Raw genomic sequence first — 13,700 nt, forward strand, 5'->3', positions numbered from 1 at the left:
CGCCCGCCGCCCCCCGGCCGGTGCGCAGGGCGAGCTGTTCGATGCCGAGCGCGCAGGCGATCAGCAGGGGGGCGGTGGGCCCGGCCGGCCCCGGGCCCTCGCGCATCAGGCCCCCTCGCGCTCGGGGGTACGGCCCGCGAACGGGTCGCCGTGCACGTACCGCCCGAGGGCGGTGAGCGGGAAGACCTGCCGGTAGAGGTGGTAGTTGATGGAGAAGTCCCAGGGGAAGCCGGTCCCGGTGAAGTAGGGCTCGTCCCAGGAGCCGTCCTCCTGCTGGGTGGTGGTGAGCCAGGTGATGCCGCGGGTCACGGCGACGGTGTCCCGGCGGCCGGCGGCGAGCAGGGCGATGAGGGCCCAGGCGGTCTGGGATGCGGTGGACGCCCCCTGCCCGATCCACTTCTCCTCGGTGTACGAGCGCAGGTCCTCGCCCCAGCCGCCGTCGTCGTTCTGTACGGACTCCAGCCACTCGACCGCGCGCCGGATCGCGGGGTGCGAGACGGGCAGCCCGGCGGCGGTCAGCGCGGGGACCACGGACCCGGTGCCGTAGACGTAGTTGACGCCCCAGCGCCCGAACCATCCCCCATTGGGGTCCTGTTCGGACAGCAGCCACTCGATGCCGCGCCGGGTGACGGGGTCCGTGGCCCGGCCCTCGACGGCGAGCATCTCCACGACGTGTCCGGTGACGTCGGCGGACGGGGGGTCGATGACCTCGCCGAAGTCGCAGAAGGGCAGCCGGTTGGGGAAGGGGCTGGTGTTGTCCGCGTCGAACGCGCCCCAGGCACCGTTGCGGGACTGCATGCCCACGGTCCAGCGCACGCCGCGCTCGATGGCGGCGTTCACCCGGTCCGGGTCGGGATGGCGGACCCGGCGCAGGGCGAGGGCCACCTCCGCGGTGTCGTCGATGTCGGGGTAGTTGTCGTTGTGGAACTCGAACGCCCAGCCGCCGGGCTCCAGATCGGGCCGGCGCACCGACCAGTCGCCGGGCCGGGCGATCTCCTCGGCGAGCATCCAGTCGGCCGCCCTGACGAGCGCGGGGTGGTCGGGGGCGACCCCGGCGTCGGCGAGGGCGATGGTGGCCAGGCAGGTGTCCCAGACCGGCGACTGGCACGCCTCGATCATCCGGGTGCCGTCCTCGCGCCACACGGCGAAGCGGTCGAGCGACTCCAGGCCGGCCCGCATCACCGGGTGGTCGAGGTCGTAGCCGAGCAGGTGCAGGGCGATGACGGAGTAGACGGCGGGCGGCTGGATGCCTCCCCAGCAGCCGTCGTTCTCCTGGCGCTCGATGATCCAGCGGGCGGCGATGTTCATCGCGACCCGGCGCAGCGGGCGCGGCGCGAACCGGTGGTAGACGTGCAGCGCCTTGTCGAGGCGCTGGAAGAGGCCATCCCAACTCCCCACCGGTGCGGGGCGTTTGGGCGGGTTCGGGCGGTCGGGGTCGGTGTGCAGCTCGTCCAGGGCGAAGGGGGCGGGCCGCACCGGCCGCTTCGCGGAGACGATGGTGAGCGGCACGATGGTCTGGCGGGCCCAGCAGCCGAAGTCGTAGATGTTGAGCGGAACCCACTTGGGGAAGAACATCAGCTCGGGCGGGAGTTCCGGCAGGTCGTCCCACTTCCACCAGCCGAAGAGGGCCAGCCAGATGCGGGTGAAGACGCGGCTCGCGGCGATGCCGCCCTGGTCGCGGACCCAGCCGGCGGCCCGGCGCATGTGGGGGTCCTCCGGCCGGTCGCCCGCCAGCCGCAGCGCGACGTACGCCTCGATGGTGGTGGAGAGGTCGGCGGGGCCGCCGTGGAAGGTCGCCCAGGTTCCGTCGCCGAGCTGTTCGCCCCGGATGAAGCCGGCGGCCGCCTCGAGCGTGGCGGGGTCCTGGATGCCGAGGAACTGCCGGAGCAGGAGGTCCTCGGCGTCCATGGTGACGTTGGTGGCGAGGTCGCCCTTCCACCAGCCCTGCTCGTCCTGCCTGCCGAGGATGTGCTCCACGGAGCGTTCCGCGGCCCGCCGCGCGGCGGCCAGGGCGGCGTCCGCGGCGATCGTTGGTTGAGTGGTGATCGTGCTGGCCGAGGCTGCGCGGGGATCAACGGCCCCGGTGCTTCCGTCGGTCGTCGCTGTCATGGCTTCCCCTTCGTGCAGTTGGTCCTCTGCTGTGCTGGGGTCTCCGTCGGCCGGCGCCCGTGCGGGCGCCGGCCGGCGACTGCGCGTTCATATGGACCAGATGGTGATCATCTCTTTCGTACGACGACGAAGTCCGCGAGCGCCGTGAGCTGCGCCCGCACGGTTTCCGGCATGTCGACACCGTGCAGCACCTCTATGGCGACCGCATGCTGACGACGCGCCTCCTGGGCGGTCCACTCGCGGCCGCCCGCCTCCTCGATGAGCGCCGCGCGGGCGGCGAACTCCTCCTCGGAGAAGCTGTCGAAGTCGCTGCTCTTGGCGTCGGCGGCGAGCAGTTCACCGAGCCGCTCGGAGGCCGGTCCGCCGGCGGCGAGCGCGGCGACGACCGGCAGGGACTTCTTGCGCTGCCGCAGATCGCTCCACGTCTGCTTGCCGGTGGACTCGGGGTCGCCCCAGATGCCGAGCAGGTCGTCGACCGCCTGGAAGGCGAGCCCGAGGTGGTGGCCGTACGCCTCCAGGGCGTCGGCGGTGCGGTCGTCGGCGCCGCCGAGCACCGCGCCGATGGAGCAGGCGCAGGCGAGCAGGGCGCCGGTCTTGTTGCCCTCCATCTCCAGGCACTCCTCGACCGTGACGCGCTCGCGGTGCTCGTAGGAGATGTCCTGGGCCTGGCCGTCGATGAGTTTGCGGGTCGCGACGGTCAGCCGCCGGGCCGCCCGCAGCGCCTCCACGGTGCCCAGTTCCAGCAGGACCTCGTTGGCCAGGGCGAACAGGGCGTCGCCGACCAGGATCGCCTGCGCGGGGCCGTGCACCTTCCACACGGTGTCGCGGTGGCGCCGCTGCTCGTCGCCGTCCATCAGGTCGTCGTGCAGCAGCGAGAAGTTGTGCACGAGTTCGACCGCGACCGCGCCGGGCACCCCGGCCTCGGGCGCGGCACCGGCCGCCTCGGCGGACAGCAGGGCCAGCGCGGGGCGGACGGCCTTGCCGCCGTCGCCGTCGGCGGGCCTGCCCTGGGCGTCGATCCAGCCGAAGTGATAGGCGGCCACGGTGTCCATGGGCGGTGCGAGCCGGTCGACGGCGGCCCGGAGCACCGGCGCGGAAAGGGCCCGTCCGCGCTCCAGAAGCGCGATGACGTCCGTGGTGTCCACGGTGTCGGAAGCCGGATTCGCCGGGGTCACTGACTCTCCTCTTGTTCCGGTGGTACTGCTCATGCCGCCTCCTGCAGCGGATGTTCTTGGGGGCGGCCGAGCGCCAGGAGCGCGGCGTCCGCGGCACCCGCACCGCTGCGGACCGCACCCTCCATCGTGGCGGGCCAGCCGGTGGCGGTCCAGGCACCGGCCAGGAAGAGACCGGGTGCGCGGGTGAGGGTGCCGGGACGCAGCCGGCCGACACCGGGCGCGGGTGCGAAGGTCGCGGTGCGCTCGCGGGTGACGAAGAAGTCCCGGATGCCGGCGCCGCGCGCGGCCGGCAGCAGCCGTTCCAGCTCGGGGAGGTAGCGGGCGCGCAGTTCGGCGACGGGCAGGTCGATCTCCTCGCCGGCGGCGGACTGGGAGACCGCGAGGTACTGGCCGGGGCCGGTGAGTCCGGACGCCTCGGTGCGGTCGAAGACCCACTGGACGGGCGAGCCGAGCGCGGTGAAGAAGGGCCGCTTCAGCACCTTGCGGTCGTAGACGACGTGCACGTTGAGGATCGGCGAGGTGCCGATGTCCAGGAGCCGGTCCGGTGCGTCGAGCGCACCCTCGGGCAGCAGGGCGTGCGTCTCGCGCTGCGGCACGGCCAGCACGACGGTGTCCGCCTCGATCCGCTCGGCGCCGGTGTCCACCAGCCAGCCGCCCTCGTCGGTGCGGGTGAGGGCGGTGGCCTTGGTGCGCAGTTCGGTGCGCACGCCGGCGGAGTCCAGGGCCTTGCGGCACAGGGTGTCGTGGATGTCGCCGAGGGGTACGGAGGCCCAGCCGATGTCGGCGGCGCCCGGTTCGGAGAGCAGTCCGGTCTTGAAGACCTTGGCGGCGAGCGCCAGCGACGCGTGGGGGGCGGTGGCGTTGAGGGTGGCGACGCCGACCAGGTCCCAGAGGGCCTCGATGGTGCGGGGCGACTGGCCGTGCCGGGTGAGCCAGCTGCCGAAGTCCTCGGCGTCGAGCGCGGGGTCGTCCGGGTCGAGCCGGCCGAGGGCGAGCGCGGCCCGGGCGACACCGGCGCGCTCGGCGAGCGAGAGGTGCGGGTATCCGGCGAGGCCGGCGGCCAGGTGCAGCGGGACCGGGAGCCCGTTGCGGCGCAGCCGTCCCAGCCGGGGCCCGGCCGGCCGGCCGACGTCGAGGACGGGCACGTCCAAACGGTTTTGCAGCGGGGCCAGCCGGGCGCCGTCGATGCGGTCGAGGAACCACCGGTAGGCGGTGCAGCAACGCAGGTAGACGTGCTGGCCGTTGTCGACGGTCAGCTCGCCCCGGCGGAAGGAGAAGGCGAGTCCGCCGAGCCGGGGCCGTCCTTCGAGCAGGGTCACGTCAAGCCCGGCGTCGGCGAGACGCAGGGCCGCGGTGGTGCCGGCGAGCCCGCCGCCCACCACGACCGCGCGGGACGTGCGCGGGGCGTCGTCACTCATGAGTCCCCCTCTCGGCGGCTGCTTTCCCGTCGGGCCTGCTCAGTCAGGGACGCGGCCGCAGGGCCGGGGGTTGCCCACCGTCCGTTCCGTTCATCCTTGATGCACATGGTGCGCGAGATGTGCCTGAGACGCATTCAGACACGCCCTCGGGCCGTGCGCCGGGAGATGTGGCGGGCGTCGAATCCGGACAGGCCGCGCACCGCGACGTACGCCTTCTCGTGGCCGGGCAGCGAGACCCGGCCGCGCAGCACCGCCTCGGGGTCGCGCTCGATGCGGTCCAGCAGCCTGCGGTAGATGCCGGCCATGGCCGCCACACAGGCTCCGCTGCGCCGGTCGAGCATCGGCAGCAGCCGGTAGCCCTCGGCGAACAGGGCGCGGGCGCGCCGGACCTCGAAGTGGACGAGGCCCGCGAAGTCCGAGCCGGGAGGCGGGGTGGCGCGGTGGAAACCGGCGGAGCAGCCGAACTTGGCGAGGTCGTCGGCCGGGAGGTAGGTGCGGCCGTTGCCCGCGTCCTCGCGGACGTCGCGCAGGATGTTCGTCAGCTGGAGGGCGAGGCCGAGCGTGTCGGCGTACTCCGGGGCGCGCTCGGCGCCCGGGGCGCCGGGCTCCGTGCCGAAGACGCCGAGGCTGAGCCGGCCGATGGCGCCCGCGACGCACCGGCAGTAGACCTTGAGGTCGTCCCAGGTCTCGTAGGCGGCGCCGCGCACGTCCATCAGGACGCCGTCGATGAGTTCGTCGAGCCCTTCGAGGGGCAGCGGGAACCGGCGCGCGGCGTCGGCGAGGGCGACGGCCACCGGGTCGGTGTCGTCCTCGTCCACCGCGCCGGTCCGGACGCGGTCGAGCAGGGCGCGGGTGGTCTCCAGGCGGACGCGCTTGGTCTCGGGGTCCAGTTCGCCGTCGCCGATGTCGTCGACGCGGCGGGAGAAGGCGTACAGGGCCGACATGGCCTGCCGCTTCTCGGCCGGCAGCAGCCTGATGCCGTACGCGAAGTTACGCGCCTGCTGTCCGGTGACCGCCTCGCAGTAACTGTATGCGGCCTGTACCGGTGCGGACATGTAGGTCGTCTGACCCTCCACGGTCCGGCTCACCTCTCTCTACGCGCTTCTCGCAGGACAACGCCCACTTCGCGCAGCAGGCTGGGCTTGGTGGGTCCGGGTGGTCCGGGCAGTACGTCGAAGCCGGCGGCCGCGATCGCGGTGAGGGCGGCACGTCCTCCTCCCACGAATCCGGCGAGGAGCAGCCGGAGCCTGCCGTGGACGCTACCCACCAGAGGGGTGCCCTCATTCAGCAGATCACGGGCGCGTTCGGCCTCGTACGCGATCAGGGAGCGCACCGACGCGTTGGCGGTGGGTGCGGCGAGGTCGGCCTCGCCGACGTGGAACCGGGCCATGTCGGCGGCGGGCAGATAGACGCGGTCGCGGCCGAGGTCCTCGGCGACGTCCTGGAGGTGCTCGACGATCTGCAGCCCGGTGCACACGGCGTCGGAGCGGCGCAGCCGTTCGGGGCTGGCGGTTCCGGTGAGCTGGAGGACCAGGCGGCCGACCGGGTTGGCGGAGAGTTCGCAGTAGGCGAGGAGTTCCTCGTACGTGGCGTAGCGGCGGACCTTCTGGTCCTGCCGGTTGGCCTCGATGAGCCCGAGGAAGGGTTCGGGGGTCAGCGCGCGGCGGCGGGCGGTGGGGCGCAGGGCGCGCAGCAGCGGGTGGTGCGGGGTCTCGCCGGTGGCGGCGAAGACGCGGCGCAGGTCGCGCTCCAGCGCGTCGAGCATCGCGAGCCGGTCGTCCGACCCGTCCGGTTCGAGGCCGAGGTGGACGGCGTCGGCGCCGCCGGGTGCGAGGTCGCCGTCGCCGATGTCGTCGACGAGGCGGGCGAAGCCGTAGACGGCCATGAGGTCGTCGCGCCAGGCGCGCGGCAGGAAGAAGGGGGCGACCGGAAAGTTCTCGTGCGCTGCCTTGTCGAGGGTTCCGGATGCGGCGGTGTCGGGCCGCGTCTGCCGGGTACGGGTCACTGGGGACCGCCCTGCGCGGGGACGGCGTGAGCACCTCGGAGCTGGAGATCTTCCGTCATAGCCGTCACATCTCCCGTTCTACACTGCTGACCCAAAATACCCCATTCCGGACACGCCGCCCGCCCTCCCCAGTGCCGGGGACGGCTCCGGGCCGCCCGCTCGGGCGGTATCGCCCCACTTGCGGCGAATCAGCACCGGTACAGCTTACGTTGTACAACGTTCATCCGAACGCCGGGGTCCGTGCCCTGCGGCGCCGCACCCGCGGCCCGCGTCAACTCTCCCCCGGCCGGACCCCGTTCACGTCATCCGGCGGTAGGAGATCGCGCCGGGCGACGTACGACGAGGCGCGGATGCCCGCGCTCCGGTCCGCCGTGCGGACATGGCGCGGCCCCCGCCGGAGAGGTCCGGCGGAGGCCGCCCGGTGTGTGGCGCGAGGCGCTACTTGCCGGTCTCCCGCTCGTAGGCCCGCAGGACCTCCTCGGTCGGGCCGTCCATCAGCAGCTCGCCCTTCTCCAGCCACAGCACCCGGTTGCAGGTGTCCCGGATCGACTTGTTGCTGTGGCTCACCAGGAAGACGGTGCCGGCCTCCTTGCGCAGCTCCCTGATCCGCGCCTCGGAGCGGATCTGGAACTTGCGGTCACCGGTGGCCAGTGCCTCGTCGATCATGAGGACGTCGTGGTTCTTGGCGGCGGCGATGGAGAAGCGCAGCCGGGCCGCCATGCCGGAGGAGTACGTGCGCATGGGCAGCGTGATGAAGTCGCCCTTCTCGTTGATGCCCGAGAACTCGACGATCTCCTCGTAGCGCTCGCGGATCTCCTCGCGGCTCATGCCCATCGCGAGACCGCCGAGCACCACGTTGCGCTCGCCGGTCAGGTCGCTCATCAGCGCCGCGTTGACGCCGAGCAGCGAGGGCTGGCCGTCCGTGTAGACGTTGCCGCTCTCGGTCGGCAGCAGCCCGGCGATGGCCCGGAGCAGGGTGGACTTGCCGGAGCCGTTCGTGCCGATGAGGCCGATCGCCTCGCCCCGGTAGGCGGTGAAGGTGACGCCGCGCACGGCGTGCACCTTGCGCACACCGCGCTCCTCGCCCTTCTCGCGGCGCAGGATGCGGCTCAGGGCCGCGGTGGCGCTGCCCTTGCCACCGCCGCCGCCGTTGACCCGGTAGACGATGTGCACGTCGTCGGCGATCACGGTGGGGACGCGCCCCCCGTTGGTGTCGTCAGCCACGGCCGTACCGTTCCTCTGCCTTCCAGAAGTACACGAAGCCCGCGATGCCCACCACGACGGACCAGGCCAGGGCGGCAGCCCAGACGTGGTCGGGCAGGTTCTCGGAGCCGTATCCGTCGATCAGGGCGAACCTGACCAGGTCCATGTAGATGGCCGCCGGGTTGTACTGGAGCACGTCGGTGATCCAGGCCGGCCGGTCGGCGAGCATCACCGGGATGGAGAACATGACGCCGGACGCGTACATCCAGGTCCGCATGATGAACGGCATCAGCTGCGCCAGGTCGGGGGTCTTGGCCCCCATCCTGGCCATGGCGAGCGCCAGTCCGGTGTTGAAGAAGAACTGCATCGCCAGGGCCGGGATCACCAGCAGCCAGGACAGCCGGGGGTAGCTGCCGAAGCCCACCGTGACCGCGACGAGCACGATCATCGAGTACAGCAACTGCTGGAGCTGCTGGAGCGAGAAGGAGATGGGCAGCGCGGCGCGGGGGAAGTGCAGTGCCCTGACCAGGCCCAGGTTGCCGGAGATGGCCCGCACGCCGGCCATCACGGAACTCTGGGTGAAGGTGAAGACGAACACCCCGGTCACCAGGAACGGGATGAAGACCTCCTGCGGGATGCCCTTCCTCGTGCCGAGGATCAGTCCGAAGATGAGGAAGTAGACCGCGGCGTTCAGGAGCGGGGTCGCCACCTGCCACAGCTGGCCCAGCTTCGCCTGGCTGTACTGGGCGGTCAGCTTGGCCCGGGAGAACGCCAGGATGAAATGGCGTCGCCCCTGGAGCTGGCGCACGTACTCGCGGAGTCCGGGGCGGGCACCGCTGACCGCCAGGCCGTACTTCGCGGCCAGCTCCGCCGGGCTCAGACCGTCGTCGGCCGATGGCGGGCTGCTCAGGGCAACCGCGCCGCCGTGGGTTGTGTCACTCACCAGAAGAAACTCTCGTATTCAAAATGCGCAGCCAGTCGCGGGCGCGGCTCAGGGCGGACAGGTCCCGACAAGAAAAATACGCCTCATGCTCCCAGAGGGGAGCCTCTCAGATGACCGGAGGGCGGCCCAGCCTGGTCAGTCGCCACACCGTACGCCACTTCATCGGGCGGCGGGGTCCGCACGGGGTGCGCCAGCCCTCCCGGAAGCCGCCGAACCAGGCCTTGAGCGCCTCGCCGGACGGCCGGCGCAGCAGCGTCAGCAGCATCCACACCCCGAGGTAGACCGGGACGAGCGGCGCGGGGAGGTTGCGCCGGGCCAGCCAGACCCGGTTGCGGGCCACCATGCGGTGGTAGACGGCATGGCGGGACGGGGCCGTCGTGGGGTGGTGGAGCACCATGTCCGCGCGGTAGTCGATCAGCCAGCCGGCGTCCAGCGCCCGCCAGGCCAGGTCCGTCTCCTCGTGGGCGTAGAAGAAGTCGCCGGGCAGCGGGCCCACCTCGGCCAGCACCCGGGTGCGCACCGCGTTGGCGCCGCCGAGGAACGTCGTCACGCGGGACGAGCGCATCGGATCGGCGGCGCGCAGCCTCGGCACGTGCCGGCGCTGGGTGACGCCGGTCTCCGGGTCCGCGATGCGGAAGCTGATGATGCCGAGCCGGGGGTCCTCCTCGAAGGCCTGCCGGCACAGCTCCGCGGTGTCGGTGAGGGGCAGCAGCCCGTCGTCGTCGAGGAAGAGGAGCGCGTCCACGTCGGCGCCGGAGGGCCCGAACGCCTCGATGCCCACGTTCCGGCCGCCGGGGATGCCCAGGTTCTCGGGCAGCTCGACGGTGCGCACGCCCGGCGGGACGTCGGGGACGGGCGAGCCGTTGCCGACGACGACCACCTCGATCCGGTCGCCCTTCTGGGCGGCCACCGAGTCGAGCAGGGCGCGCAGTTCGGCCGGGCGGTTGCCCATGGTGATGATGACCGCGCCGAGTTTCATGGGTGTGCTCACTTCAGCCTGCTCGATGCCAGGACCGACACGAGGTGCAGCAGGGTCTGCAGCAGGGCGATGCCCGCCAGGACCGCGACCGCGAGACGGCTGAAGAAGAAGTCGTCCCGCACCGCGTCCAGGACGGCCGCGACCAGGATGACCAGCGACGCCTCGACGCACAGGATGAGCCGGTGGAACTTGAGCGCGCCGGCGGCCCGGCGGGCGAACGCCATGCCGGAGGAGCGCGGCTCGGACGCGGACTCCTTGACCGGCGGCAGCCCGCCCTGGTGGCGCGCGACGCCGACGAGGTCCGTCTCCGCCTTGATCAGGATCGCGCCGAGGGCGGCGAGCGTGCCGAGGAACGCCCACAGCCAGTCGATGCGGCCGGGGCCCCACAGGTCGGCGGCGCGCAGGCCGAAGCCGACGAGGACGGCGGCGTCGCACAGGTAGGCGCCGACCCGGTCCAGGTAGACGCCGCCGAGCGAGAACTGCTTCTTCCAGCGCGCGACCTCGCCGTCCACGCAGTCGAGCAGCAGGTACAGCTGCACCATGACGACGCCGAGCACCGCGCCCCAGACACCGGGCACGAGCAGCGCCGGGGCGGCGAGCACACCGGCGACGGTCATCAGGTAGGTCAGCTGGTTGGGCGTGACCCTGGTGTTCACCAGGTACCGGTCGATGCGCAGCGAGATCTCGCGCATGTATATCCGGCCCGCCCAGTGTTCCCCGCTGCGCCGGTCCTTGACCCCCGGCGGGTGAACGACGGGGCGGAGTTCAGCTACTGATGGTCTTGGCATAGTCGGCGTACGCGTCCCTGATCTGATCGTTGGAGAGGCTGAGGTGTTCCAGGACCGTGAAGCGTCCCGGACGGGTCTGGGGCGCGTACTCGACGGCCTGGACGAACTCGTCGGCGGTGAAGCCGATCTCCTCGGGGGTGACCGGCAGGCCGTGCCTGCGCAGCACCTCGGCGAAGAGTCCCGACTCGTCCACGGCGCCGCGCAGGTGCATGGCGAAGGCGGCCCCGAGGCCGACCTGCTCGCCGTGGCTGGCGGCCCGCTTGGGGAAGAGCAGGTCGAAGGCGTGGCTGATCTCGTGGCAGGCGCCGGACGAGGGCCGGGTGTCGCCGCTGATCGAGATGGCGATGCCGGAGAGCACCAGCGACTCGGCGAGGACGGTGAGGAACTCGTCGTCGGCGACGTTGCCGGGGTGGCGCAGGACGGCTTCGCCGGCGGTGCGGGCCATGGCGGCGGCGAGTCCGTCGATCTGTTCGCCGTTGACCTGGTGCGAGAGCTCCCAGTCGGCGATGGCGGAGATGTTGGAGATCGCGTCGCCGATGCCGGACCGTACGAAGCGGTCCGGGGCGGCCCGGATCACCGACAGGTCGATCACCATGGCGATGGGCATGGGGACGCCGTAGGAGCCCCGGCCGTTGTCGTTGTCCAGGGTGGCGACGGGCGAGCACAGGCCGTCGTGCGCCAGGTTGGTGGCGACCGAGACGAGCGGCAGGCCGACCCGCGCGGCGGCGTACTTCGCCACGTCGATGATCTTGCCGCCGCCGAGGCCGACCACGGCGTCGTAGCGCTTGCCCTTGATGTCGTCGGCGAGCTGGACGGCGGCGTCGATGTTGCCGCCGGCGACGCAGTACCAGTCGGCGCCGGGCAGGGCCGGGGCCAGCTTCTCGCGCAGGGCCAGGCCGGAGCCGCCGCTGATCGCGATCGCCAGCTTGCCGGAGGCCGAGATCCGCTGGTCGGCGAGGAGGCCGGCCAGGTCGTGCATGGCCCCCCGGCTGATGTCGACGAAGACCGGGGACGGAATGAGGCGGGTCAGTACCGGCACGCGATCTCCCTGCCCCTGGCCAGGTCGTCGTGGTTGTCGATCTCGACCCAGCTCACGTCACCGATGGGGGCGACGTCCACGGTGACGCCCCGGTTGACGAGTTCCTGGTAGCCGTCTTCGTAGTAGAGGTCCGGGTCGCGCTCGAAGGTGGCCTTGAGGGCGTCGGCCAGTTCCTCGGCGGCCTCGGCCTCGATGAGCGTGAGGCCGATGTACTCGCCGGTCGCCTCGGCCGGGTCCATCAGCTTGGTGATCCGGCGCATGCCGTTGCCGTCCTCCACGACGACCTTCATCTCCTCGTCGGCGAGGGACTTCACCGTGTCGAGGGCGAGGATGATCTTCTTGCCGTCGCCGCGGGCGGCCAGCAGGGTCTTCTCCACGGAGACCGGGTGGACGGTGTCGCCGTTGGCGAGGAGGACGCCGCGCTTGAGCACCTCACGGGCGCACCACAGCGAGTAGGCGTTGTTCCACTCCTCGGCCTTGTCGTTGTCCACCAGGGTCAGCTTCAGGCCGTACGCGGCCTCCAGCGCCTCCTTGCGGTCGTAGACGGCCTCCTTGCGGTAGCCGACGACGATCGCGGCCTCGGTGAGTCCGATCTCGGCGAAGTTGGCCAGCGTGAGGTCGAGGATCGTCGTGTCGCCGTCCACCGGCACGAGCGCCTTGGGCAGCGTGTCGGTGTAGGGGCGCAGGCGCCGTCCCGCGCCCGCGGCCAGTACGAGACCGATCATGCGGCTTCTCCTTCGTCGTGAACGGCGGGCGCCCCGGAGGACACCCAGAAGCGGACGGATTCCACCAGCACGATCAGGGCGACGGCCGCGGCGAGCACGGTGAGCGCCGTGGCGAAGCCGGAGGCTCCGGTGAGGAGGGCGGCGAGCACGGCCACGATCAGGGTCCGGCCCTCGTGTCCGCCGATCGTGCGCACCAGCCACCGGGGCGGGGCGCCGGTGCCGCCACGGATGCGGTAGACCGTGTCGTAGTGATGGTAGGCGACGGCCGCGACCAGCCCGAAGGCCGCGGGAAGGGCCCCGTCCACCTCGCTACGGGCGGCCAGGACGAGGATCGTGCAGTACTCGGCGGCGCGGAAGAACGGGGGCACGAGCCAGTCCAGGGCGCCCTTGAGCGGCCGGGCGACGGCGAGGCCGGAGCAGACCGCGTAGAAGGCGGCGGCGATGATCACCTGGCGGCTGCCGAAGGGCTGCTGGAGTGCGGCGGCGATCAGCGCTCCGGCGCCGACGAGGGCGAGCACCGGGGCCGTCCAGGCGCCGGGGAGGCGGGGGCCGCGGGCGGCGATCAGTCCGGCGAGGGGCCCGGTGTCGGCGAGGTCGGCGAGCGCCTGGGCGGCGCGGTCGGTGCGCCGGGCCCTGCGGGTCAGGGAGCGCAGGAGGCGGCCGGCGGTGGTGTAGCAGGCGGCGAAGGCGCAGCCGACGAGCAGGGCGTAGAAGACGACGCGGGGCGTGGTGACGGCGGTGAGCATGGCGATCATGGCCCAGCGCTCGCCGATCGGGAGGACGATCATGCGCCGCAGCCACACCGTCCAGCCGACGCTGTCGAGCTTGTCGGAGAGGGCGGCGGTGGGGCTGGAGTTGGCCACCGCGTCGTGGTTGGCCTCGTTGAACGAGAAGTCGATGATGTGGCGGCAGGACTGGAGGACCATCGCGCCGAGCGCCAGCGCCCAGACGTCGTCGCCGTTGCGGGCGGCGCCCAGGGCGAGGCCCGCGTAGTAGGCGTACTCCTTGGCCCGGTCGAAGGTGGCGTCCAGCCAGGCGCCCATCGTGGAGTACTGCAGGGAGTAGCGGGCGAGCTGCCCGTCGGTGCAGTCCAGGACGAAGGAGAACAGGAGCAGGACGCCCGCCGCGATGTAACCGCCCCGGGTTCCGGTGGCCGCGCAGCCGGCCGCTATGAGCGCGGTGAGCAGGTATGACATCCGCGAGGAGTTCCCTGCTCCGCAGTTCGTTGACCATCCGGTGGTGCTTCGGGTCGGTGCGCTCGGCCGGACTTGCCGCGATGCCGTCTTCGGCGAACTCCAGCTGCTCCCTTACGTCTT

11 protein-coding genes and 1 pseudogene are annotated in these 13,700 nt (G+C 72.1%); all 12 read right to left on the reverse strand.

Annotation, left to right across the window (positions count from 1 at the left end; translation table 11 throughout):
• Positions 1–105 precede the first annotated feature (105 nt).
• Positions 106–2,109 carry a squalene--hopene cyclase gene (shc, locus tag MHW47_RS21700; RefSeq protein WP_239225457.1) on the reverse strand — a complete coding sequence of 668 codons (2,004 nt, stop codon included), beginning with the start codon at positions 2,107–2,109 and terminating at the stop codon, positions 106–108.
• A gap of 107 nt (positions 2,110–2,216) precedes the next feature.
• Entirely contained in the window at positions 2,217–3,317 is a 1,101-nt protein-coding gene (locus MHW47_RS21705) for a polyprenyl synthetase family protein (RefSeq protein ID WP_239225458.1), read from the reverse strand.
• Positions 3,314–4,702, reverse strand: a complete 1,389-nt coding sequence (gene hpnE, locus MHW47_RS21710; protein WP_239225459.1) for a hydroxysqualene dehydroxylase HpnE — start codon at positions 4,700–4,702, stop codon at positions 3,314–3,316. The genes MHW47_RS21705 and hpnE overlap by 4 nt, the downstream gene beginning before the upstream one ends.
• A gap of 134 nt (positions 4,703–4,836) precedes the next feature.
• Positions 4,837–5,757, reverse strand: coding sequence for a presqualene diphosphate synthase HpnD (hpnD, locus tag MHW47_RS21715; RefSeq protein ID WP_239225460.1), 921 nt, complete (start codon positions 5,755–5,757; stop codon positions 4,837–4,839).
• A gap of 29 nt (positions 5,758–5,786) precedes the next feature.
• The gene (gene hpnC, locus MHW47_RS21720; RefSeq protein WP_239225461.1) at positions 5,787–6,707 is read right to left on the reverse strand and encodes a squalene synthase HpnC; all 921 of its coding nucleotides are present in this window, start codon (positions 6,705–6,707) and stop codon (positions 5,787–5,789) included.
• 438 nt (positions 6,708–7,145) lie between these two features.
• A complete protein-coding gene (locus tag MHW47_RS21725) occupies positions 7,146–7,931 on the reverse strand; it encodes an ABC transporter ATP-binding protein (RefSeq protein WP_239225462.1) in 786 nt (261 codons plus the stop codon).
• Positions 7,924–8,853, reverse strand: a complete 930-nt coding sequence (locus MHW47_RS21730) for an ABC transporter permease (protein WP_239225463.1) — start codon at positions 8,851–8,853, stop codon at positions 7,924–7,926. The genes MHW47_RS21725 and MHW47_RS21730 overlap by 8 nt, the downstream gene beginning before the upstream one ends.
• Positions 8,854–8,959: 106 nt before the next feature.
• Entirely contained in the window at positions 8,960–9,832 is an 873-nt protein-coding gene (locus tag MHW47_RS21735; protein WP_239225467.1) for a glycosyltransferase family 2 protein, read from the reverse strand.
• Between the two features lie 8 nt (positions 9,833–9,840).
• Complete coding sequence (locus MHW47_RS21740; RefSeq protein WP_239225464.1) at positions 9,841–10,620, reverse strand: CDP-alcohol phosphatidyltransferase family protein; 780 nt, start codon at positions 10,618–10,620, stop codon at positions 9,841–9,843.
• On the reverse strand, positions 10,598–11,659 hold the full coding sequence (locus MHW47_RS21745) for an iron-containing alcohol dehydrogenase family protein (RefSeq protein ID WP_239225465.1): 1,062 nt from the start codon (positions 11,657–11,659) through the stop codon (positions 10,598–10,600). The genes MHW47_RS21740 and MHW47_RS21745 overlap by 23 nt, the downstream gene beginning before the upstream one ends.
• Entirely contained in the window at positions 11,647–12,384 is a 738-nt protein-coding gene (locus MHW47_RS21750; RefSeq protein ID WP_239225466.1) for a sugar phosphate nucleotidyltransferase, read from the reverse strand. The genes MHW47_RS21745 and MHW47_RS21750 overlap by 13 nt, the downstream gene beginning before the upstream one ends.
• A pseudogene (locus MHW47_RS21755) lies at positions 12,381–13,571 on the reverse strand (DUF5941 domain-containing protein); the annotation flags it as partial. The gene MHW47_RS21750 and the pseudogene MHW47_RS21755, both read right to left, overlap by 4 nt.
• Positions 13,572–13,700 lie beyond the last annotated feature (129 nt).

Source organism: Streptomyces sp. OfavH-34-F (assembly GCF_022347745.1).
Classification (GTDB): Bacteria; Actinomycetota; Actinomycetes; order Streptomycetales; family Streptomycetaceae; genus Streptomyces.